Annotated in this window: 21 protein-coding genes; 4 read left to right on the top strand and 17 right to left on the bottom strand. The window is 63.2% G+C overall.

Annotated elements, in window-relative coordinates:
* Nucleotides 1–529 precede the first annotated feature (529 nt).
* The 3 genes from JQ553_RS28895 to JQ553_RS28905 all read right to left on the bottom strand — a co-directional run bounded on the left by JQ553_RS28895 (nucleotide 530) and on the right by JQ553_RS28905 (nucleotide 4,276).
* Entirely contained in the window at nucleotides 530–1,483 is a 954-nt protein-coding gene (locus JQ553_RS28895) for an ABC transporter substrate-binding protein (RefSeq protein WP_212503459.1), read from the bottom strand.
* 77 nt (nucleotides 1,484–1,560) lie between these two features.
* Nucleotides 1,561–1,911 (bottom strand): DUF2200 domain-containing protein, encoded by a 351-nt coding sequence (locus tag JQ553_RS28900; protein WP_212503460.1) that lies wholly within the window; start codon nucleotides 1,909–1,911, stop codon nucleotides 1,561–1,563.
* 235 nt (nucleotides 1,912–2,146) lie between these two features.
* Nucleotides 2,147–4,276 carry a beta-glucosidase gene (locus JQ553_RS28905; protein ID WP_212503461.1) on the bottom strand — a complete coding sequence of 710 codons (2,130 nt, stop codon included), beginning with the start codon at nucleotides 4,274–4,276 and terminating at the stop codon, nucleotides 2,147–2,149.
* A gap of 311 nt (nucleotides 4,277–4,587) precedes the next feature.
* Between JQ553_RS28905 and JQ553_RS28910 the strand changes: the two genes are divergently transcribed.
* Nucleotides 4,588–5,319 (top strand): phosphotransferase enzyme family protein, encoded by a 732-nt coding sequence (locus JQ553_RS28910; protein ID WP_212503610.1) that lies wholly within the window; start codon nucleotides 4,588–4,590, stop codon nucleotides 5,317–5,319.
* Between the two features lie 185 nt (nucleotides 5,320–5,504).
* Here the strand turns inward: JQ553_RS28910 and JQ553_RS28915 are convergent, their stop codons facing one another.
* From JQ553_RS28915 to JQ553_RS28930, 4 genes are all read right to left on the bottom strand, one after another.
* Nucleotides 5,505–6,071, bottom strand: a complete 567-nt coding sequence (locus tag JQ553_RS28915) for a hypothetical protein (protein ID WP_212503462.1) — start codon at nucleotides 6,069–6,071, stop codon at nucleotides 5,505–5,507.
* A 159-nt stretch (nucleotides 6,072–6,230) separates the two neighbouring features.
* Nucleotides 6,231–7,232, bottom strand: a complete 1,002-nt coding sequence (locus tag JQ553_RS28920) for an Hsp33 family molecular chaperone (RefSeq protein ID WP_212503463.1) — start codon at nucleotides 7,230–7,232, stop codon at nucleotides 6,231–6,233.
* A gap of 151 nt (nucleotides 7,233–7,383) precedes the next feature.
* Nucleotides 7,384–8,310, bottom strand: a complete 927-nt coding sequence (gene argF, locus JQ553_RS28925; RefSeq protein WP_212503464.1) for an ornithine carbamoyltransferase — start codon at nucleotides 8,308–8,310, stop codon at nucleotides 7,384–7,386.
* Nucleotides 8,310–9,518, bottom strand: a complete 1,209-nt coding sequence (locus JQ553_RS28930) for an aspartate aminotransferase family protein (RefSeq protein WP_212503465.1) — start codon at nucleotides 9,516–9,518, stop codon at nucleotides 8,310–8,312. Before JQ553_RS28930 ends, argF begins: the two co-directional genes overlap by 1 nt.
* A 473-nt stretch (nucleotides 9,519–9,991) precedes the next feature.
* Between JQ553_RS28930 and JQ553_RS28935 the strand changes: the two genes are divergently transcribed.
* Entirely contained in the window at nucleotides 9,992–10,507 is a 516-nt protein-coding gene (locus JQ553_RS28935) for a GcrA family cell cycle regulator (RefSeq protein ID WP_212503466.1), read from the top strand.
* 163 nt (nucleotides 10,508–10,670) lie between these two features.
* On the opposite strand, the gene phoB is transcribed toward JQ553_RS28935, so the two are convergent.
* The 10 genes from phoB to JQ553_RS28985 all read right to left on the bottom strand — a co-directional run bounded on the left by phoB (nucleotide 10,671) and on the right by JQ553_RS28985 (nucleotide 20,757).
* Nucleotides 10,671–11,378 carry a phosphate regulon transcriptional regulator PhoB gene (gene phoB, locus JQ553_RS28940; protein ID WP_212503467.1) on the bottom strand — a complete coding sequence of 236 codons (708 nt, stop codon included), beginning with the start codon at nucleotides 11,376–11,378 and terminating at the stop codon, nucleotides 10,671–10,673.
* A gap of 114 nt (nucleotides 11,379–11,492) precedes the next feature.
* On the bottom strand, nucleotides 11,493–12,209 hold the full coding sequence (phoU, locus tag JQ553_RS28945) for a phosphate signaling complex protein PhoU (RefSeq protein WP_212503468.1): 717 nt from the start codon (nucleotides 12,207–12,209) through the stop codon (nucleotides 11,493–11,495).
* A gap of 103 nt (nucleotides 12,210–12,312) precedes the next feature.
* Nucleotides 12,313–13,131: a phosphate ABC transporter ATP-binding protein PstB gene (pstB, locus tag JQ553_RS28950; protein ID WP_212503469.1), complete on the bottom strand. Its 819-nt coding sequence runs from the start codon at nucleotides 13,129–13,131 to the stop codon at nucleotides 12,313–12,315.
* Nucleotides 13,128–13,973 carry a phosphate ABC transporter permease PstA gene (pstA, locus tag JQ553_RS28955; protein WP_212503470.1) on the bottom strand — a complete coding sequence of 282 codons (846 nt, stop codon included), beginning with the start codon at nucleotides 13,971–13,973 and terminating at the stop codon, nucleotides 13,128–13,130. Before pstA ends, pstB begins: the two co-directional genes overlap by 4 nt.
* A gap of 4 nt (nucleotides 13,974–13,977) precedes the next feature.
* Nucleotides 13,978–14,967 (bottom strand): phosphate ABC transporter permease subunit PstC, encoded by a 990-nt coding sequence (gene pstC / locus JQ553_RS28960; protein WP_212503471.1) that lies wholly within the window; start codon nucleotides 14,965–14,967, stop codon nucleotides 13,978–13,980.
* Nucleotides 14,968–15,183: 216 nt separating this feature from the next.
* On the bottom strand, nucleotides 15,184–16,194 hold the full coding sequence (gene pstS / locus JQ553_RS28965) for a phosphate ABC transporter substrate-binding protein PstS (RefSeq protein ID WP_212503472.1): 1,011 nt from the start codon (nucleotides 16,192–16,194) through the stop codon (nucleotides 15,184–15,186).
* Between the two features lie 135 nt (nucleotides 16,195–16,329).
* Nucleotides 16,330–17,634, bottom strand: coding sequence for an ATP-binding protein (locus JQ553_RS28970; protein ID WP_212503473.1), 1,305 nt, complete (start codon nucleotides 17,632–17,634; stop codon nucleotides 16,330–16,332).
* An 89-nt stretch (nucleotides 17,635–17,723) separates the two neighbouring features.
* A complete protein-coding gene (locus JQ553_RS28975; protein WP_212503474.1) occupies nucleotides 17,724–18,779 on the bottom strand; it encodes a lysylphosphatidylglycerol synthase domain-containing protein in 1,056 nt (351 codons plus the stop codon).
* A 251-nt stretch (nucleotides 18,780–19,030) separates the two neighbouring features.
* Nucleotides 19,031–19,360 (bottom strand): hypothetical protein, encoded by a 330-nt coding sequence (locus JQ553_RS28980; RefSeq protein ID WP_212503475.1) that lies wholly within the window; start codon nucleotides 19,358–19,360, stop codon nucleotides 19,031–19,033.
* Nucleotides 19,361–19,362: 2 nt separating this feature from the next.
* On the bottom strand, nucleotides 19,363–20,757 hold the full coding sequence (locus JQ553_RS28985; protein ID WP_212503476.1) for an OmpA family protein: 1,395 nt from the start codon (nucleotides 20,755–20,757) through the stop codon (nucleotides 19,363–19,365).
* A gap of 168 nt (nucleotides 20,758–20,925) precedes the next feature.
* On the opposite strand from JQ553_RS28985, the gene JQ553_RS28990 reads away from it, so the two are divergent.
* Together JQ553_RS28990 and JQ553_RS28995 are read left to right on the top strand one after the other, a co-directional pair.
* Nucleotides 20,926–21,984, top strand: a complete 1,059-nt coding sequence (locus JQ553_RS28990) for a polysaccharide deacetylase family protein (protein WP_212503477.1) — start codon at nucleotides 20,926–20,928, stop codon at nucleotides 21,982–21,984.
* Nucleotides 21,985–22,080: 96 nt separating this feature from the next.
* On the top strand, nucleotides 22,081–22,881 hold the full coding sequence (locus tag JQ553_RS28995; RefSeq protein WP_212503478.1) for an SDR family NAD(P)-dependent oxidoreductase: 801 nt from the start codon (nucleotides 22,081–22,083) through the stop codon (nucleotides 22,879–22,881).
* The last annotated feature ends 58 nt before the right edge of the window (nucleotides 22,882–22,939 follow it).

Here is a 22,939-nt window from a genome sequence, read left to right on the forward strand (position 1 = left end):
GCACCCATGGGCCCGGTGCAACAAAAAGCACCGGGGGTAGGACCACAGGTGTAACCGGAAACAACCCGGCTTTCCCTGCGCGATGGTTTTACGGTGTCCTTCGTACTCTTCCCGGTGAGACCAGCTTTGTTGTCACCGTCATCCGTGAGCAGCTTGCCGCTCGCGAACTTGACACCTGCATCGGGGCGTCGGAACCACACGACTTCGCCGTCCGCCTCTCGCGTGCTCGTCAGTCACGCAATCAGCGTCCACCGCATCTCGACCCAACGCTCGTGACGATCGCGAAGCGCCCCTCGATCGGGTGAGACGAACGGATCATTACACTGATTTGCATTTCTGAAAAACAGAAATATTATTTGCTCGGAGGCTTGCGCCGTCGGGCAACTCACGGTTATCGGCGCGTCGGGCCGGCCACTTCCGCCGCAGTTCAACGAACGAAGGCGGATGGCGCAATCCACCATTCCGCTCGCGCCTCAGGCGGCTGACTGCGCTGCGCCGGGCCGCGTACGAAGGGCCAAAAGTCACGGCCTCACTCGATTGTGGCGTTGGCACGAGAGAGCAGCGTGGGTGCGATTTCGACACCCAGCGTTTTTGCAGTCTTGAGATTGACGATCAACTCGAACTCAGTCGGCTGCTCAACGGGCACATCAGCGACATTGGCACCCCGCAACAGATTCGCGACCTGACGGGCGCATTGACGAAAAACGACGCTGAGACGGGGACCATATGCAATCAAGCCGCCGGCCTCGGCCTCTTCAGGCCATTGCAGAATGGCGGGCAGCCGATGCAGGTCGAAGCGGTTGCGGATCAGAAAACGGAATTCGCCGCCCAGATGGGGCGACGCCAAGACATTGACCGCGTCGACCGGTGTCGCCTTCATGGCATCGATCGCCCGGATGACTTCGTCCTCAGACCGCGCCGCAAACGGAACGATCTCGATGCTGAATGATCGGGCAGCACTTTCGAGAGCGTCGATATTTCGTATTGGCTCGTGATCGGCAAAGATGGCTATCCGTCGGGCTCCGGGGAGCGCCTCATGCAACAGCTCCAATCGCTTGACATCGAGCTGGAATGCAAAAATGGCGACACCAGTCGTGTTACCATCGGGATGAGCCATGGAGGCGACGAGCTTGCTGCCGAGCAAGTCATCTGCAAGCGCAACGATAGGAATGCGTTGAGTTGCTTTCTGCGCAGCACGCGTTGCATCGGGTCCGGTCACCATCAGGACATCCGGCCGCGCTTTGGTCAGCTCAACGGCGACCTTCTCGTAAGAAGCAGGGGCCACGCCAAGTCCGCGGGTATCAACTTCAAGATTGCGGCCTTCCACAAATCCGGCTTGGCCAAGTTCATCGAGGAAGATTTGCCACCCCGGCGCTGCAATGATTGCAATGCGATACTGCCGCCCGGTCTGTTGTGCAGGGGCGGCATGTGGCCACGCCGCCGCCCCGCCGCCGAGAAGCGCTAAGAACTCACGCCGCCTCATGTTCGACCCCCCAAGGTCAGGAGACGCATCATAGCGACGCCGAGCCGAGTTGACGGAGGCTCGGTCGCTCGAGATCATTACTTTCGCAGAATTTTGTCCATTGCCTTTCCACGAGCTAACTCGTCGATCAGCTTATCCAGGTAGCGAATTTCCTGCATGGTTCGCTCCTTGATATCCTCCACTCGGACGCCACAAACCACGCCCTTGATCTGGGCTCGCGAAGGATTGATTTTAGGAGCCTTCGCAAAGAAGGTCTCAAAGTCGGTTTGCTTTTCCAGCTGCGTCTCCAACTCCTTCTGACCGTAACCAGTCAACCAGTGGATTATCTGATCAACCTCCGCCTTTGTGCGTCCCTTTTTCTCCGCCTTCGCTATGTAGAGTGGATAGACGCTTGCGAAGCTTGTTGTATAGATTCGATGCGTTGCCATTGAAGCGATCCGCGCTTGCCCTCGTTGTGGCCATTTTCTCGTTAGTCTGCTGAGACAATTTTAGCACGGCGGCGGCGCTCGTGTCCGATTCGGTCAAACTGAGAAGTCTGGGAGGCTGAACCGGGAAGTCGGCTTTGCCCTCCACAACGGACATTGTCAGCCAAGCCTGTCAGGTCCGAGTAGGGCCAGGAACGGACATTGTGGACGCCAACTCCATTTCGCATGTCGCCAAATCTCATTCGCCGAACACCCGCGGCTCCAGCTGCGCCGCGGCGTTCAGCGGGAGATTTTCTGTCGAACGACCTAGGGCAATGCGGTAACTGCCCCCAGCAATGCGCCATCGGCCCGCCACGCCATCAAACTGCGCGAGCAATCGCGGCTCGGCCGTGATGGTGATGCTGCGTGACACGCCCGGGGCAAGCTCGACCCGCTCGAAGCCGAGCAGGCGCATGCGTTTCCTATCTGGCGCATCGGTCAGGTAAACTTGCGGCACGTCCGCGCCCGCGATCTTGCCCGTGTTGGTAACCGTGAACGTTGCCGTAACGGTCTCGCCGCCGCTGACCTTCAGGTCGCTGTAGGAGAAAGTGGTGTAGCTCAATCCATGGCCGAAGGCGTAGAGCGGCTTGATGTTCTTCTGCGCGTACCAGCGATAGCCGACCTCCGCGCCCTCGTCATAGCGGACGGTCGTTGGCGTGCCCCACGGCGTGCCAAGACCGGAAAGCTCCGGCCTCGGCGTCTGCGCGAGGCTTGCCGGGAATGTGATCGGCAGGCGGCCCGACGGGTTCACCCTGCCCGCGAGGATCTCTGCAATCGCCTGGCCGCCGGCCTGCCCCGGATACCAGGCCTGCACAATCGCCTTCACCTTGTCGCACCACGGCATCGAGACCGGATTGCCGGTCTCCAGCACGACGATGGTGTTTGGATTGGCCGACGCGACCGCGTCGATCACCGCGTCCTGCCCCCACGGCAAGCTCAGGTCCGGCAGATCGAAGCCTTCGCCCTCGACGCGAATGCCGAAAGCGATCACGACGTCCGAGCGCTTCGCCGTCAACGCGGCTTCTGCCGGCGTGTAGCCGGGGTCGAAATCGATCTCCGCCTGCGGCAGGGCGTTCTTCAACGCATCGAGCGGAGACGGCGGGAACAGGAAAAGATTGCGGAGGCCGCCCATGATGCCCGCGCCGCCGATCTTGATGACGCCTGCAAAGCCACCCACCGGGCTGACTGCGCCGGAACCCGTGCCGCTGATCACGCCTTGCTGCACATAGCCGCCGATCACGGCGATCTTCAACGGCCTGTCGGTTGCGAGCGGCAGCGCGCCGTCGTTCTTCAGGAGCACGATGCCCTGGCGGGCGATCTCAAGCGCGATTTCGTTGTGCCTCGTCATATCCACCGCAGGCGCCGGGCCCCACTTGTCGATGCCTACGGCGTACACCGAGCGCAGGATGCGGCGCACCATGTCCGAGAGCCGCTCCTTCGGGAACTTGCCGTCGCTGTAGGCCGCCTTGAGCCTGTCGGTAAATGCTTCGGCGCCCCATTGCTTCACATCCAGCTGGATGCCGGATTCCTGATCCAGTCCCCTGAACGCGTAGTCCCAGTCCGGCACCGCGCCCCAGTCCGACATCACGTAGCCCTTGTAGCCCCACGCGCCTTTGAGCACGTCGTTGAGTAGGTGCGGATCACCACTGGCATAGACGCCGTTGATCTTGTTGTAACCGCTCATGATCGAGCCGGGCTGCGACCGTTCGATGGCGATCTGGAAGGCGAGCAGGTCGGATTCGCGATGTGCCGCCGGATCGATGATCGCGTCCAGCCAATGGCGGTTGGTCTCGTTGCAGTTGAGCGTGTAGTGCTTGAGCGTCGAGATGACGCTCTGACTCTGGATGCCGTTGACAGCCTCCGCGCCCATCACTGCGCTCACCCACGGATCCTCGGAATAATATTCGTAGTTGCGACCGTTACGCACATCGCGAGCGAGATTCATTCCGCCCGCCAGCATGATGTTGAAGCCGCGTATGCGCGCTTCACGCGCGATTGCCACGCCACCCTTGCGTGCGAGCTGCGGATTGAAACTCGAACCGACGAGGATGGACGCAGGGAAGGCCGTGGCACCCTTGTCATCGGGCCGGTAACCGGGATTGGTGACGCCCATGCTGGCGTCGCTCGACTGGAGTGCCGGGATACCCAACCGAGGGATGCCGGATGTATAGCCCGCGCTTACGTTCTTTACATCCGCGGGGATGCGCGGATCGCGCGGGACGATGGAAGCCGGACCGAGGAGGCTGATGATGAGCGAGAACCGCTCGTCGTCGGTCAACTTCTGCTCGGTGTCCCGCGCCCGCTCGTCGGGCGTTGTGAGCGTGGTCATGGACACATCTCCTGACAAGGAGGCGCTATAACCTGGGCGGCAGTCGCTGCATGAGTTTGCGGCCCATCGGTCACAGCTTATACCAGTCGACCTCCGCGGCTGCACGATCTGCAATCGGTAGTGAGGTCAGCTTGGGGCAATCGCGTCAGTTTTGGCCCGTTCGCCGGATGTCACCTTATCCTCTGACAGCGGCGGAATAGCAGGACATCTCCAAGGGTTGTTTGGGGCCAATAGGTGACATTCAAGCGCCAATTAGTGACATTCGCCTAAATGTCTTTTGTCAGCCACGAGGAGTGCCCTTGATATCGCCGATGGGATGGGAGGCACTCGGGCAGTGGGGTGAAGACGTAGCTCGCATCGAACCACTCGCCGGCGGGGTCGCCAACGACGTGTGGAGCGTGCGCATTCAAGGACACCTCGCGGTCGGTCGTCTCGGTGCGAGGAGCGACGCTGATCTCGCCTGGGAGACCGAGCTCCTCCAACACCTCGACCGTGAAGGTCTGACCGTGCCGGTGCCGATCCCGACGACAGACGGCCGGCTGTTCGCGGACGGTCTGGTGGTGATGACATACGTGGAGGGCGGCCCGCCAGAGACGGAGGCCGACTGGCGTCGCGTGGCCGACATGCTCCGCCGGCTGCATCGGTTGACGGTGGGGTGGCCGCAGCGTCCGGGCTGGCGATCGTCGACCGACCTCCTGCACACCGAGACCGGGACGAAGATCGACCTCGGCGCAATGCCGCCAGAGGGCGTTGCTCGATGCCGAGCCGCGTGGGCGCGGCTTGTCGGACGTCAGACCTGCGTCGTCCACGGCGACCCCAACCCGCGCAACATCCGCATGACCGCAGATCGGGTCGCGCTGATCGACTGGGACGAATCGCATGTTGACGTCCCCGATCTCGACCTGGTGCTGCCCCACAACGCCGCCGGTCTCGATGGCGGCGCGCATGACATCGCCGCGCAAGCATCGGCCGCATGGGAGGCCGCCGTCTGCTGGGACGACGCATACGCAATCAAGCGGCTTGCCCAAGTTCGAGCGGTCTGAGCAGCGGCAGGGCTCTACGACCGCTATGGGTCAAGTGAGAAGTCCGGATGCTCAACCGGGAGGTCGGCTTTGCCCTCAACAACGGACATTGTCAGCGAAGCCTGTCAGATCCTGGCAGGCCCACAAGCCGACTTCTCGCAACGAAAAGGGCCGCTCGAAGGCGGCCCTCGCGCATAAGGTAAGCATCACTTCAATTTATAGGTACCAGTCTGGTGATTGCAGTCTTGAAACGTTCCCTCTTTGATGACTGGGAAAGGTCCCAATGGTTGTACCGTGGCGCTCACGACCATGCCGTCGTACTTCCCGGTTCCCGCAACTGACTCTCTGGTTACCTTTCCCTCTGCAGTTGAGAAGTACGAAAGTCGCTTATCGCCGTCCCGGTCAATAGACTCACAGACGGTGGTGCCGGTATTCTTCCCGCCAAGAGAGGCATTCATCCCTACGCACCGGAATGTATCCTTGTCGAAAATCCCGCCCGGAGGATTGCTGCGAATAGAGCCCGTGTGCTCATAGCTTCGCGCGGTGTGAGTCTTGGAAAACGAGATGGTGCTACTCGTGCCCGACCAGCATGCAGTGTAGTCGAAGTTGCCTTCCTTTGGGAGTTCGGCGGCGAAAACAGACGGGGCAAATGCAAAGATGATCAAGGCTATGGCATACCTGCATGCGCTTTCCATAGTACCCTCCGTTTGCAATATGAGCACGAACGATCCCAACGCGAACGCGAATGGATCTCGGCCGCCCAATGATGGCATCCTCAACCTTCTGTAGAAATGACAACCTCACGCACATAGGGTGCGACAATTCGGCCCCGTCAGCGACTTTCTGGCTGAGTGAGCTCTCGCGTAAAATATCCGGTCCAGGTCATTTTTCGACTGATTCAGCAGCGGTTGCCGGCGACGGAGGCGCGCTCTCTACTCCACGCCGGCTTCCCTCGGCGTGAACTCGTAGACCGATGAGCAGAACTCGCAGGTCACGACGACCTTGCCGTCCTTGACCATGTCGACGCGGTCCTTCGGCGCAAAGCTCTTCAGCATCGCGGAGACCGCGTCGCGGGAGCAGGAGCACTGCGCCCGCAGCGATTGCGGGCTGAAGACGCGCACGCCGCGCTCGTGAAACAGGCGGTACAATAGCCGCTCGCCGGAGAGGTCAGGATCGATCAATTCGACATCCTCGACGGTCGAGATCAGCGACTGTCCTTCGACCCAGGCATCGTCGTCAGGCACACTATGCGCGACCGTGCCCTCCGGCGCGTCGCCGGGATGCAGATCGGCCTGCTTGGCGCGCTCCGGCGCCTTCGGCAGAAACTGCAGCAGGATGCCCCCGGCGCGCCAGTGATGCTTGCCGCCCTCGCCGACGCGCATCTCCTCGCCGACGGCAAGGCGCACGCGGGTCGGGATTTGCTCCGAGCGCAGGAAATATTCGTGGGCGGCCTCTTCGAGGCCCCCGCCGTCGAGCGCGACCAGTCCCTGATAGCGGCTCATGTCAGAACCCTGATCGATGGTCATGGCGAGATGACCCTTGCCGAGCAGTTCGCCCGAGGTCTGGCCCTCCCTGAGGCGCGCCGCGTCGTAGCGCGCGTAGGCGCGCAACCGGTCGGGCGCCTGGAAGTCGACGATCAAGAGCGAGACCGGGCCATCAGTCCGCGTCTGCAAAATGAAGCGCCCATCGAACTTCACGGATGAGCCGAGCAGCGTCGTCAGCACGATGGCTTCGCCGAGCAGCTTGCCAACCGGCGGCGGATAATCGTGCTTGTGCAGGACCTCGTCGAGCGCGGGGCCGAGCCGGGTCAGTCGTCCGCGCAAATCGAGCGCGCCGACCTCGAAGGCGAGCACCGCGTCGTCAACCGGAACGGCCGATGGCGCGCGGATCGGCGCTTCGGGCGTGATTTTGATGTCGGGGGATTGTTGAACCATGGCGCTCTATCTGGGGTTTCGGACCGAAAAACGAAAGGGGTGCTGTCCCGTCCCCGCGAACGCGGAGAGGCGGGCAGACACGCGAAATGCAACACTTCTGCAAAGGCCACCGCGCCTTGCGGCGCGAAGCCGGGACGACCGCGATTCGATTCTAGGCTACCGCGTCAAAGCACCAGGCCAAAATGCCCTTCTGCGCGTGCAGGCGGTTTTCGGCCTCGTCGAACACGACCGATTGCGGGCCGTCGATGACTTCGTCGGTAACCTCCTCGCCGCGATGCGCCGGCAGGCAGTGCATGAACAGCGCATCGGGCCTGGCCAGCGACAGCAACTTGGCATTGACCTGATACGGCCGCAGCACGTTGTGGCGATGCTCGCCCTCCTTGTCGCCCATCGATACCCAGGTGTCGGTGACAACGCAGTCGGCGCCGCGCACCGCGGCCTCGGGATCGGTGCCGAGCACGATCGGAGCTCCCGTCGCCTTGATCCAGTCACGCATCGCCTTTTTCGGCGCGAGTTCCGGCGGCGTCGCGATGTTGAGCTTGAACTTGAAGCGCTCGGCAGCATGCGCCCACGAGGCCAGCACGTTGTTGTCGTCGCCGGTCCAGGCGACCGTCTTGCCCTCGATCGACCCGCGGTACTCCTCATAGGTCATCAGATCGGCCATCACCTGACAGGGATGCGAACGCCGGGTCAGCCCGTTGATCACGGGAACGGTGGCATGCGCGGCGAGCTCGAGCAGCGCATCGTGATTGAGGATGCGGATCATGATCGCATCGACGTAGCGAGACAGCACGCGCGCGGTGTCGGCAATGGTCTCGCCGCGGCCGAGCTGCATCTCGGCACCGGTCAGCATGATCGATTCACCGCCGAGCTGACGCATGCCGACGTCGAAGGACACCCGCGTGCGGGTCGACGGGCGCTCGAAGATCATCGCCAGCGTCTTGCCCTCGAGCGGCTTCTTGCCCTTTTCATGCGCCTTCAGCTTCGCCTTCATGGCGGCGCTGGCCGAGAGCATGTTGCGCAGCTCGGCGAGCGGCAGTTCGTTGATGTCGAGAAAGTGACGGACGGGCTTGCTCATCACCCCGCCGCCTTCTTCGGCTGCGCTGCCGACAGCGCGGCGCAGGCGCGCTCGAGGCTTGCGATCGACTGGTCGATCTCGGCCTCGGTGACGATCAGGGGCGCCAGGAACCGCACGACGTTGTCGCCGGCGCCGACGGTGAGCAGCTTCTGCTCGCGCAACGCGGTGACGAGATCGCCCGAGGGCACCACGGCCTTGACGCCGATCAGGAGCCCCTCGCCGCGGACCTCCGACAGCAGCGACGGATAGCGATCGACGACCGAGGCAAGCTTCTGCTTGAGCAGCAGCGACATCTTCTGCACATGTTCGAAGAAGCCAGGCTTCAGCATGACATCCAGCACCGCATTGGCGGCCGCGACCGCGAGCGGATTGCCGCCGAAGGTCGAGCCGTGCGAGCCCGGCGCCATGCCGGCCGCGGCATCCGCCGTCGCGAGCACCGCGCCGATCGGAAATCCGCCGCCGAGCGCCTTGGCGAGCGACATGACGTCTGGCGTCACGCCGAGGCGCTTGTAGGCGAAGAGGTCGCCGGTGCGGCCCATGCCGGTCTGCACCTCGTCGAATGCGAGCAGGAGGCCGTGCTCGTCGCAGAGCTGGCGCAACGCCTTGAAGAAGGAGTGCGGCGCCGAGCGCACGCCGCCCTCGCCCTGCACCGGCTCGATCAGAATGCCGGCGGTGTGCGGTCCGATCGCCTTCTTCACGGCCTCGATGTCGCCATGCGGCACCTGGTCGAAGCCGTCCATCGGCGGGCCGAAACCTTCGAGATATTTGGCCGAGCCGGTGGCGGCGAGGGTCGCCAGCGTGCGGCCGTGGAAGGCGCCTTCGAAGGTGATGATGCGATAACGCTCGCCGCGGCCCTTGGAGAATTGATGATGGCGGACGAGCTTGATCACGCCCTCCATCGCTTCCGCGCCGGAATTGCAGAAGAAGACGAAGTCGGCAAAGCTCTGCTCGCACAGTCGCGCGGCAAGCGCTTCGCCGTCCGGGCTCTTGAACAGGTTCGACATGTGCCAGAGCTTTGTCGCCTGGTCCTGGATCGCCTTGACCAGATGCGGATGTGCATGCCCGAGCGCGTTCACGGCGACGCCCGACGTGAAATCGAGATAGCGTTCGCCGTTGGTCGATATCAGCCAGGCGCCCTCACCGCGCTCGAAACCGAGATCAACCCTGGCAAAGACAGGAAGCAGATGCGACGTGGCGCTGTTGGTCATGGCAATCACTGACGGTTTGCGGCCGGCGATTGCCGTATGCATTGACGCAGGCGCGGCAACGGCCAGCTTCGGAAAACAAAACGTGCCGCCTTTTCGGGCGGCACGTACGCAACATTCTATGCCGCGGCCGGTAAGTGTCAATCGCCACGGAGCAGCCATCGTCCGATGGCAGAGCACACGCAATCCGTGGCGGAGCGGTGGAAAACCCTTAATTACAATGCATAAGTGTGGGAACATGTGGACGCGCAGCTCCGGACTCTTGCGCCCGAGTCACGCCATATTGTAGCCTTTGGGCTGTCGGGTACGACATCTCGTGCGGCGGTACTAAACCCTCTAAGTAGCCTTTGGTTAAGCGTAAACGTTCGGGCGCATTGCTGCGCCCGGCGAGGGCTAAGGGATTCTGACCGCAGGGATTTTGGAGATTGCGGTGCCGCCCCGATGACCGGCCGGTGCAACGCGAAGGGATGAATGCGATGACGGTATTGACCTGGTCCGACGATCGCGTCGAGCAACTGAAGAAGCTCTGGGAGGCCGGCCTGTCGGCCAGCCAGATCGCGGCGGAACTCGGCAATGTGACGCGCAACGCCGTGATCGGCAAGGTGCACCGGCTCGGGCTGTCCGGCCGCGCCAAGGCCCCGGCGGCGGCTGCGCCGCGGCAGCGCAAGCCCCGCCCCGCCCAGCACATGATGCGGGTGGCGCGCCCAATCTCGCGCGGCAATACGGCGCTTGCGCACGCCTTTGAGGTCGAGCTCGAGCCGGATCCGATCGCTTTTGACAATGTCGTGCCGATGAGCCAGCGGCTGTCACTGCTCGAACTCAACGAGGCCACCTGCCACTGGCCGGTCGGCGATCCATCGAGTCCGGAATTCTTCTTCTGCGGCGGCAAGGCGCTCAGCGGCCTGCCCTACTGCGCGCATCACTCACGCATTGCCTACCAGCCGGCGGCCGATCGCCGCCGTCCGTCGGCAAAGCCGGCCCAGGGCAAGTAAATAGGGCAACTAAATCCGGCTGCATCGACGGCGTTGTCCCGGCGAAAGCCGGGACCGCACAGATCCCTATCGCCATTCCGAGGAGCGTAAGCGGCGAAGCAGTCGATTGCTGCGCTTGGTGGCGCGATGAATTGCCCCGACGTATCTTCTCCGGCCGCGCGCCCTACGTCGGCTCGGCCTTGGCAAAACGATCGTCGAGCGCATAGCCGGCACCGCGCACGGTGCGGATCGGATCCTGCTCGCGGCCAGGATTGAGCAGCTTGCGCAGGCGGCCGATATGCACGTCGACGGTGCGCTCATCGATGTAGATGTCGCGGCCCCAGACGCTGTCGAGCAGTTGCTCGCGGCTGAACACGCGGCCGGGATGCTCCAGGAAGAATTCCAGCAGGCGATACTCGGTCGGGCCGAGATCGATCGGGCGGCCCGAGCGCGCCACGCGGCGCTTTTCGCGGTCGAGTTCGATATCGCCATAGGTCAGCACGGTCGCGAGCCGCTCGGGACTCGCACGCCGCAACAGGCCCTTCACGCGCGCCAGCAGTTCGGGCACCGAGAACGGCTTCACGATGTAGTCATCGGCGCCCGTGGCAAGGCCACGCACCCGCTCGCTCTCCTCGCCGCGCGCCGTCAGCATGATGATCGGAAGCTGCTTGGTCTCGGGACGAGCCCGCAGGCGGCGACACAGTTCGATGCCGGAGAGTCCGGGCAGCATCCAGTCGAGCACCACGAGATCGGGAACGCGCTCTTTCAACCTCGTGTCTGCGTCGTCGCCGCGACTCACTGTTTCGACGTCGTAGCCTTCCGCGTCTAGGTTGTAGCGCAACAAAGTGGTCAGCGCCTCTTCGTCTTCGACTACAAGAATGCGTGCGCTCATCGGTCTAAGATCTCTCTTTGTTTTGGCGAGTTGTCCTGACGCGAACGAAAACGCTCATTTGCTTTTGAGCATGATCCCATCGGAAAACCGGTTTCCACTTTTCCGGATCATGCCCTAGTTACCCGGAACCGTCGTTGCAAACGTGGTCATGTCGCCCTTCGGGCGCTTGTCCGTCATCTGCTGTCCCTCGATCATGTAGAATACCGTTTCCGCGATGTTTGTCGCGTGGTCGCCGATCCGCTCGATGTTCTTGGCACAGAACATCAGGTGAATACAGAACGAGATGTTGCGCGGGTCTTCCATCATGTACGTAAGTAACTCACGAAACAGCGAGGTGCAGATGGCGTCGACCTCCTCGTCGCCCTTCCAGACGTTCATCGCGGCCGGCAGGTCGTGTGCGGCATAGGCGTCGAGCACCGACTTGACCTGCGACAGCACGAGATCGGTCATGTGCTCGAGGCCGCGGATCAGCTTCAGCGGCTGGAAATCGCTCTCGAGTGCGGCGACGCGCTTGCCCATGTTCTTGGCGAGGTCGCCGATCCGCTCGAGGTCGGTAGCGACCCGCATCGCGCCGACGATCTCGCGCAGGTCGATGGCCATCGGCTGGCGACGCGCGATGGTGAGCACCGCGCGCTCCTCGATGGTACGCTGGAGGTTGTCGATCTCGACGTCTGAGGCGACGACGCGCTTGCCGAGCGCGACGTCGCGGCGGATCAGCGCGTCGACGGATTCGGTGATCATGCGCTCGACGAGGCCGCCCATCTCGGCGACCAGGCGCGTGAGTTCCTGCAGATCGCTGTCGAATGCCTTGGCCGTATGTTCAGAAGCCATCGCTTGTCTCCATCAATCATGATCCCTGAGGGTCACGATCTCATGTCCCCGTTTCAGCATGGTCTCACTCGGAAGGGTGGTTTCCACTTTTCCGGAGTATGCTCTAGCCGAACCGCCCGGTGATGTAGTCCTGGGTGCGCCGATCACCGGGCGAGGTGAATATCTTGTTGGTGTCGTCGAACTCGATCAATTCGCCGAGATACATGAAGGCGGTCTTGTCGGAGACGCGGGCCGCCTGCTGCATGTTATGGGTGACGATCGCGATCGTGTAATCCTCGGACAATTCCTGGATCAGTTCCTCGACCTTGGCGGTCGAAATCGGGTCGAGCGCCGAGCACGGCTCGTCGAACAGGATCACCTCGGGCCGCACCGCCACGGTGCGCGCGATGCAGAGACGCTGCTGCTGGCCGCCGGAGAGCGACAGGCCGGACGCATTCAGCTTGTCCTTGACCTCGTTCCACAGTGCGCCGCCGCGCAGCGCCTTCTCGACGCGGTCGTCCATCTCGGACTTCGAGATCTTCTCGTAGAGACGGATGCCGAAGGCGATGTTCTCGTAGATCGTCATCGGGAACGGCGTCGGCTTCTGGAACACCATGCCAACCCGCGCGCGCAGGAGGTTGAGGTCGAGCTTGGGATCGAGGATGTTGGTCTGGTCCAGCATGAGCTGGCCGACGGCGCGCTGACCCGGATAAAGGTCATACATCCGGTTGAAGATGCGCAGCAGGGTCGACTTGCCGCAGCCGGACGGGCCGATGAACGCCGTGACGCGGTTGGTGCCGAGCGTCAGGTTGATGTTCTTCAGCGCATGGTGCTCGCCATAATAGAAGTTGAGGTTGCGCGCCGTGACCTTCGGCGGCGCCTCCGGCAGCGGGGCATGTGCAACGTGGCTCGGGGTACTCGTCGAAACGGAGAGGTCGGTCATTTTGCTGCCCTTTCGGCACCAAGGATGCGCGCGCCGATATTCAACGCAAGCACGGTGAAAGTGATGAGCAAGGCGCCGCTCCACGCCAGTTCTTTCCAGTAGGCGTAGGGGCTTTGCACGAAATTGTTGATGGTCACCGGCAGGTTCGCCATCGTTCTGGTCAGGCTCAGGCTGAAGAACTGGTTCGAGAGCGCGGTGAACAGGAGCGGCGCGGTTTCGCCGGCGACGCGCGCGGTCGCCAGCAATACGCCGGTGATCAGGCCGCTTCGCGCGGCGCGATAGGCGATCCGCTTGATCACCAGCGAACGCGGCAGGCCGAGCGCGGACGCCGCCTCGCGCAGCGGATTGGGCACCAGCAGCAGCATGTCCTCGGTGGTGCGGAGCACAACCGGGATCACGATGACGGCGAGCGCGAGACAGCCGGCGATCGCCGAGAAGCCGCGCATCGGCACCACGACCGCGCCGTAGATGAACAGACCGATGATGATCGAGGGCGCGCTGAGCAGGATGTCGTTGATGAAGCGGATCACCGCCGTGAGCCGGTCATGCTTGCCGTATTCGGCGAGATAGGTGCCGGCGAACAGGCCGAGCGGCGCGCCGATCCCGACCCCGATCACCGTCATGATGACCGAGCCGACAATGGCGTTCAGCAGGCCGCCTTCGGTCGAGCCCGGGGGCGGCGTATTCTGGGTGAAGAGCTGTACGCTCATGCCGGCGAGGCCGTTGTAGAGCAGCGTCATCAGGATCAGCGCAAGCCAGGTGACGCCGAAAGCCGCCGCGCCGAAGCAGAGCACGCGGATGATGATGTCGTTGCGGCGGCGGGATCTGTAGATCGGATTCATGGCGTCACTTCCCCGCTTTCTTTTCCAGCCGCAGCAGCATCAGCCGTGCCGCGGCGAGCACGAAGAAGGTCAGCACGAACAGGAGCAGGCCGAGCAGGATCAGGCCCGACTGGTGCAAACCGTCGCTTTCGGCGAATTCGGAGGCGATCGCGGCCGAGATCGTGGTGCCGGGCGCGAAGATCGAGGACGAGATGCGGAACGAGTTGCCGATGATGAAGGTCACCGCCATGGTCTCGCCCAGGGCACGGCCGAGCGCCAGCATGATGCCGCCGATGACACCGACGCGGGTGTAGGGGATCACGACGCTGCGCACCACTTCCCAGGTGGTGCAGCCCATGCCGTAGGCGGCCTCCTTCAGCACGGGCGGCACGGTCTTGAAGACGTCGACCGAGATCGCGGTGATGAATGGCAGCACCATGATCGCGAGGATCAGTGCGGCGTTGAACAGGCTGAGATAGGACGGCGGTCCCGCGAACACCGCGCCCAGCAGTGGCACGCCGTCGAAGATCTTGATCATCAACGGCTGGAAGGTGTTGGCGAGGAACGGGCCCAGCACGAAGAAACCCCACATGCCGTAAATGATCGAGGGGATGCCGGCGAGCAGTTCGACCGCGATGCCGATCGGGCGGCGCAGCCATTGCGGGCAGAGTTCGGTGAGGAAGACGGCGATGCCGATCCCGACCGGAATGGCGATCAGCATCGCGATGAACGACGTGATCAGCGTGCCGTAGACCGGCCCGAGCGCGCCGAGCACCGGCGGATCGGCTGAAGGCGCCCAGCGCTGGGTCCACAGGAAGGCGAAGCCATATTCCTTCATCGCCGGCCAGGCGCCGACGATCAGCGACAGGATGATGCCGCCGAGGATCAGAAGAACCGAAATCGCCGAAATCCGGGTGATCCAATAGAAGGTGGCATCGCCGAGCTTGAAGGCGCTGAGGGCCTTGGCGCGATCATACGGTCCGGCGGCTTCCATCACATCGCTCTGAACAGCCATGTCTGCCACGCCAATCCCCTCTGTACTCTTGTTTGAGCTACGCAAACCGCCATGCCCCCGAGGCGATCGTCGCTGACATTGCCGGCGCCATTTCCTGACGCACCCTCGTCGCGCGTGAGGCCTGGAATCCATGGCTCCTGTGAGGATATGGGTTCCGCGCCGATCGCCAGACCCGCGCCGCCGTGGCGGCGCAGGCATCGTTCGAAACGCTTTGGCTTAGCTCTTGATCTCGGCCGACCAGGTCTTCTCGATCATCTTGACGACCGAATCGGGCATCGGGATGTAGTCGAGCTCTTCAGCCATCTTGTCGCCCTTCTCGAAGGCGTACTTGAAGAACTTGATCGCTTCCTGCGAGGCCGCCTTGTCGGTCGCATCCTTGTGCATCAGGATGAAGGTCGCCGCGGTGATCGGCCAGGAGGCCTCGCCGGGCTGGTCGGTGAGGATCACGTAGTAGCCGGGAGCCTTGGACCAATCGGCGTTCGACGCGGCCGCCTGGAAAGCGGCGATGGTCGGCTGCACGGTTTTGCCGGCCTTGTTGACCAGCGCGGCGTAGGTCAGCTTGTTCTGCTTGGCGTAGGCATATTCGACATAGCCGATCGCATTCTTGGTCTGGCTGATGTTGCCGGCAACGCCCTCGTTGCCCTTCGCGCCGACGCCGACCGGCCATTCGACCGCGGTGCCGGAGCCGACCTTGGACTTCCAGTCGGCGTTCGACTTGGCGAGATAGTCGGTGAAGTTGAAGGTGGTGCCCGATCCATCCGAACGGCGCACAACGGTGATCGCGTCAGCCGGCAATGTCAGCTTCGGATTGAGCTTGGCGATCGCCGGATCGTTCCACTTGGTGATCTTGCCGAGATAGATGTTGCCGAGCACTTCGCCCGAGAGCACGAGTTCACCCGGCTTGACGCCCTCGATGTTCACGACCGGAACGATCGCGCCCATCACCATCGGCCACTGGACGAGGCCATCCTTTTCGAGCTGTTCGTGCTTGAGCGGCGCGTCGGTGGCGCCAAAGGTCACGGTCTTGGCCTGGATCTGCTTGATTCCGGCGCCCGAACCGATCGATTGATAATTCAGACCATTGCCGGTGTCTTTCTTATAGGCGTCCGCCCATTTCGAGTAGATCGGGAATGGGAAGGTCGCGCCCGCGCCGGTAATATCGGCAGCGAAGGCCGACGTCGAGGCGGCGACCAGGCCGGCAGCGACGATTGTCTTGATGAAATTCATGGGTGGTCTCCATCTTGTGAGCGAAGCGCCGATTGCGCCCGATTGCGCTCACGCCGGTCCATCTAGGAGCGGTCGATGCCCGTTTTACGAAGGTTAAATGACAGTTGGATGACAGGTACAAGCGATTGAAAACGCTCAGATTTGCGCCAGCACCGGGGCCTTCGTCTGAGGAAAACAGGCGGTAAAGGTGGCGCCGTTCCCGGGCACGCTTTCGATCAGAAGTCGCCCGCGATGACGGTTAAGAATATGTTTCACCAAGGATAATCCCAGGCCGGTTCCACCCTGGTTCCGGCTGTCGCCGACATCCACGCGGTAAAAGCGCTCGGTCAACCGCGGCAGATGTTCCGGCGCAATGCCGGGGCCGAAATCGCGAACCATGACCCGGATTTCCGGGGAACCTTCGCCCGAACTGGCCCTGCTCAGCGACACTATGACGCGGCCACCGGAGGCGCCGTATTTAAGCCCGTTCTCGATCAGGTTTTCGAACAACCGCAAAAGTTCCTCGCGGTCGCCGGCGATCGGAACCGGCGTCCCGGGCAGGTCGAGCTCGATCTCGACCTGCCGCTCCCGCGCCAACGCCTCGAGCCCATCGACGACCTGACGGATGATTGGCACGATGTCGATCGAAGTGTCCGGGCGGACGTGAGCCGACAACTCGACCCGCGACAGCGACAACAGGTCGTCGATCAGCCGCGCCATGCGGGTGGCCTGGGTATGCATGATGCCAAGGAAGCGCTCGCGCGCCCGGGTGTCGTCCTTCGCCGGCCCCTGCAGCGTGTCAATGAATCCGGAGAGCGCGGCAAGCGGCGTGCGCAGCTCGTGGCTCGCATTGGCAACGAAATCGGCGCGCATTTCCTCGACGCGCCGCAACGGGGTCAGGTCGTGGAAGGTCATCAGCATGCATTTGTCGGTGCCGCCGAACAGGCTCGGCACCGGCACTGGCGTGATGACCAGTTCCATCCAGCGATCGACGGGAACGTGGTCGGTGTAGGTGGCCCGGCGCGGTTCGGAGGTCGCGATCGCCTCACGCAGCGCGGTGATGATCTCCGGCGACCGCAGGGCAAATTGAGCCAGCTCGTTCTTGCGCAGCGCCGGCGCAAGCTGCGCCGCTGCAGCGTTGAGATGAATGACGCGGCCGGCGCGATCCAGCAGCACAGCCGGGTCTGGCATGCCGGCGACGACCGCGCTGACGGCTGCGGTCTCGACCGGATTGACGCCGCGGACATCCTCACGCGAGGTCGCCGCATGGTGCAGCCGCCACGGCACCAGCGCTGCGGCCGCGATGCAGGTGAACACCGCGCAGGCGCGCATCAGCGACAACTCGCCAAGCGCTACGACCACACTGAGCGCCAAGGCGGCGGCCAGCAGGATCAGCGCGGCGTGCCGCAGCCGCTCGGTCCAAGGCGAGAAAAAATAGGAAGGCGAGTCGTCAATTGCCATTGCGGCGGCTTTCTACCCGTCGGTTCGCCCAGTGCTGCTTCAGGCTGGGGTCCCGATGCCCCCACCCTCAAACGCATCCGGCTGCCGCGTCAGACGCTGGAGTCGCCACGCTTGCGGACGAAAACTGCTTCATGGTGCGGCGCAGCGTGCGGCCCCGAATCAGCCTGCGGCAGCCTTTTGAATCGGGCGCCGACGATAACCTCTCGAAACGTCAACAAGATTACAGATATGACAAAGGGCACAATATAGTAGAGCAACCGGAACAACAGCATGCCCCCGAGCAGATCCTCGCGGTCCATCTGCCAGAGGCCGACCAGCATCGCGGCATCGAACACCCCGAGGCCGCCGGGCGAATGGCTGGCGAAGCCGAGCAGGGTCGCCGACACGAAAATGACGGCCACCACCACAAAGCCGAGATTGGGCTCGTCAGGCACCAGCACGTACATGGCGAGCGCACAGAAGGCGAGGTCGACGATGCCGATCATGATCTGCAGCAGGGTCAGCGGCCCGCCGGGCAGCGTCACCGTCCACGGGCCACGGCCAACGACCCGCGGCTGGGTCCAAACCCAGACGACATAGGCGACCAGCACGACGATGATCGCGAACGCCAGGCCCCGATTGAGCCAGGGTGGCAGTTGATCGATGCTGGCGGCGGCCTCCGGATGGTAGGCGATGCCCAGACCGAGCACCGCGGCGTTGCCGAGCCAAAATGTGAGGCCGGCAAGAAAGCAGATCTTGGCGACATCGATCGCGTTCAGACCCCAGGCCGAATAGATGCGATAGCGCACCGCGCCGCCGGTGAAGACGCTGGCGCCGACGTTGTGGCCAATCGAGTAGGATGTGAAGGCCGCGAGCGCGTTGATGCGATAGGGCACATGGGAGTGGCCGATCGTGCGCACGGCGAACAGGTCATAGAAGGTCAGGGTGAAATAGCCGGCAGTGACGAACAACGCCGCGAGCGCGATCTGGCGCGGCTCGGTGCTCTTGATCGCCTCGATCACCTCATTGGAATCGATGCCGCGCAGCATGTGGTAGAGCACATAGCAAGCGGTCCCGATCACGGCGATGCTGATGACAACGCCCAGCTTATGCAGGGCCTGCTTCTGGCGCAGAAACGCGATCGCCCTGCGTATTGCTTCCCGCATCTAGACCTCGAGTTGCGATCCCGCGACGGCGGCTCCCGGGCGAACCCCGCCGACGCTCCGCTGTTTCCTGCCCCAATTAGCGCGTTTTGAGCCGAAGTGGAATTCGACGAATGACAATAAAATGCGCTTCTTCAAGATATTAGGGATGATTCATGACACCGGATGCACAAATTTAACCATTTTCCCGACGCCGCGGCGAGCTTTTGTCGCGGCCCCGCGGCACAACGCCGTTATGACACGTCAAACACGGCTCACAGATTATCATTTTGGGCAGATTTCGCAGCCCTGGCCGCAAGCGTGCTGCGGGTGACCACCCAGTCGCGCAACCAGGAGCCGATGGCGCAACCACAGAGATAAAGCGCAAACATCACCAGGAACAGGTCGAGCCAGTAGCCGAAGCGGCCGGGAACGATCCGGGTGAACGAGGCGGCGACCAGCGCCGCGGCCAGCAGCGCCAGCCACCGCATCCACGCCTTCGAGACGGCCTGCGCGCGATGCACCACGGCGATCCAGCCCATACCGAAGCCGAGCAACGCCGCCGTCAGCAGCCAGCCCCAGAAGAAAGTCGCAAGCGCGGCCATCGTCACTTCACCACGAATTCGATACGGCGGTTCTGCGCCTTGCCGTCTTCGGTGTCGTTGCCCGCCAGCGGCTGCGTGCTGCCATAGCCGACTGGCAGGAAGCGGCTGGCGGGCAGACCGGCGCGGACCAGATAATCCATCACCGCCTGCGCGCGCTTTTCCGACAGCGTCTGGTTGGCGGCTTCGTCGCCGTCGCCGTCGGTGTGACCTGCAATCTCGATGTTGACCGTGGGGCAACGCATGGCGGTCTCGATCAGGCGATCGAGCAGGCCTGCCGAATCGGAGACGATGTCGGCCCTGCCCGATTCAAAGCGGATCCGGCCTTTCGACAGCAGTTCGGCGAACAATTGCTGGCAGACCGTCGCATCCACCGGCGCCGACGCCGGCTTGACCGAAATCTCGGCCTTGTATTGCCAGCCTTGCGGAAAATCCCTGCCGAGCCCACCGCGGATTTGGTTGGCGGCGGCGTCGTGGAGCGCATCGCCCGACAGCTTCACCTCGCGATCGGACACCACGAGCGTGCCGGTCGACAGCCGCGACAGCGCGCCGAGCGCGGGCACCACCGCGGCGGCAAAGCCGGAGGGCGCGCCGATGCTGGCCTTGAGATTGTCGACGACCTTCTCGCTGAAGAACTTGCGGCCGGCTGCGGCAACGACGGCGGCGTGCACGTTGTTGTCGGGAACGTAGCCGGTGAGCGTCAGCGTCAGCGCGACCGGGTCCTTGTAGGCCTGGAACACGTAAGGCGGAGCCCTGATGTCGTTGACAGCCACCGAATAGCCCTCCGGAAGATTCTTCAGCGCCGCCGCGATCGCTTCGCGACCACCGAGCTCGCGCGCCATGCCGGAGAGATTCACCTTGGTGTCGGTCAGCGTGATCCTGCCGTCCTTCAGCTTGCCGATCTGGTCGAGCAGGAGCGCCGTCGCGCTGTCGAAGCGCAGCGGCGCGCCGCGGGCAAGCCCCATCTGGTCAACGACCTCGACGCCGCCGAGATTGGCCTTCGCCGCCTCCATCAGCTTGCTCCTGCTCGACGGTAAAGGCGAATTGCCACCGAGCGTCACGCGCACGACATCGCGCTCCGCCGACCACACGAACGGCTTGGCCTCTGGAACAAGGCGGGTCTCGTCGTTGACAAGCCGCACGCCCGGCACCGCCTCGACCGATGCCACGGCGCTGACGCGGCCATCCTCCGAGAACGCGTTGGCCGCAAAAGTCACGTCGCGACCGTCGACGCTGATACGACGTTTGTCGAGTACAGTATCCTTGAGCGCCGCATTAGAACGCGCGGCAAGATCACCCTCGACCGTTGCCGTGCTCGTCCAGGCCGCGATACCCCAAAAGATGACCAGCGGAATCACGCCGGGCCACCATTTGCTGCTCCACTTGAAAAGTCCGTGCATTCAGGGTCCCGCGGCTCCGGAACCAGAGAGAAAACAAACCCTTGGCTGACTGTCAAACCCGAAATCGCGTTGCATGGCAGGGGCACCATGTCGGACCGGGATAACAGTTTCTTCAACGGTTTTTCGCTAGGTTCAGGCAGGAATGCAAACTGGCCGGCCCGTGCTCTCATGAAACAGCTTCGTAACACCGTGATCCGCGCCGGGCTGGAAGCGCTGTACTTCTCGGGCGCGCACGTCCTGTTGCGGCCGATCTTCGCGGGTGTCGGCGCGATCTTCATGCTGCACCACGTCCGCCCGCGGCGCGATGACGCATTCCAGCCGAATCACCACCTCGAAGTCGAGCCGGACTTCCTGCGCGCGATGCTCGCGCATCTCCGCACCCTTGATGTCGACATCATCAGCATGGACGAAGCGCATCAGCGTCTCGCCGAGCGGAATTTCTCGCAGCGCTTTGCCTGCTTCACTTTCGACGACGGCTATCGCGACAACCGGGACTTCGCGCTGCCGGTCATGCGCGAGTTCGACGCGCCGATGACCGTCTATGTCGCGAGCGACTTCGCCGAGGGCTCCGGCCGGCTGTGGTGGATCGCCCTGGAGCGGGTCGTTGCCGCGGCGTCGGCGATCGAGGTTGCGCTCGACGGGAACATGACGCGTCTCGACACCTCGACGGCGCAGGCCAAGCAAGCGGCGTTCGACCGGATGCACGACTGGCTGCGCTCGCTGCCCACCGAACCCGACATGCAGCGCGAAATCTCCGCGCTGTGCGTCCGTCACGGCGTCGATGAGAGCACGATCGCGCGCGAACTCTGCCTGTCATGGGACGAGTTGAAGCGCTTTGCCGACGACCCGCTGGTCGCGATCGGCGCGCATACCATCACCCATTGCAATCTCGCCCGGCAGACCGAAGCGAGTGTCTCGTTCGAACTGGCGACAAGCCGCGCGCGCATCGAAGCCGCGCTGCAGCAGCCGGCATTGCATCTTGCCTATCCCTACGGCGACAAGATCGCCGCCGGTCCGCGCGAATTTGCGCTGGCGAAAACATTTGGCTTCAAGACTGCGGTAACGACGCGGCCGGGCATGCTGTTTCCGGAAAGCGGCGACCATCTGACCGCGTTGCAGCGCGTCTCGCTCAACGGCAATTATCAGGATGAGCGCATCCTGCCGGTGCTCACCTCCGGGACCGCGACCGCGGTGTGGAACGGCTTTCGCCGCATCGACGCGGCGTGACGCCGATCACGTCCCTGCGCCCCAATCGACCCATCAGCTTTCTTGACTCGATCCGTCCTCGCGCCCAGAACCACAGGCAATGCAACGGAGGAAGACATGTTCAAGGATCTGTTCTCTCTCAAGGGCCGGGTCGCGCTGGTGACCGGCGGCTCTCGCGGTATCGGCAAAATGATCGCGGCCGGGTTCCTCGCCCAGGGCGCGGCAAAGGTCTACATCACCGCGCGCAAGGCCGGGCCGTGTGAAGCCACCGCCCAGGAGCTTTCGGCGGAATACGACGGCGAATGCATTGCCCTGCCGATCGACATTTCGACGGTCGCAGGCTGCGAGATGCTCGCTGGCGAGATCATCAAGCGCGAGCCGAAACTCGATATCCTCGTCAACAATGCCGGCGCGGCATGGGGCGCCGATTTCGACGAATTCCCGGAGAGCGGCTGGGACAAGGTGATGAACCTCAACGTCAAGTCGATCTTCTTCCTGACGAAGGCGTTGGCGAAACCGTTGCGCGCGGCCGCAACGCACCAACGGCCGGCCAAGGTGATCAACATCGCCTCGATCGACGGCATCTTCGTCAATCCGATGGAAACCTATTCGTATGCCGCCAGCAAGGCCGCGGTCATTCATCTGACGCGGCGCATGGCCACCCGGCTGATCAAGGACAACATCAACGTCACCGGCATTGCGCCGGGGGCGTTCAAGTCGGACATGAACCGCGCCGCGCGCGACCACGCCGACGAAGTGGCAAAGCGCGTTCCGGCACAGCGGGTAGGCACCGAGGAGGATATGGCTGGCGTCGCGATCTATCTCGCCTCGCGAGCCGGCGACTATGTCGTCGGCGCGACCATCGCAGTCGACGGCGGCGTCGTCTACGCGACTGCGGGGCTGGAGATCGCGGGGTAAGCACCGCACTTCGGCAAAAATAAGGGGCGAGCCGGGACCTTCCGCGCTCACCCCCGCC

Origin of the sequence: Bradyrhizobium lablabi (assembly GCF_018131005.1) — a bacterium.
Lineage (GTDB): Bacteria > Pseudomonadota > Alphaproteobacteria > Rhizobiales > Xanthobacteraceae > Bradyrhizobium > Bradyrhizobium lablabi_D.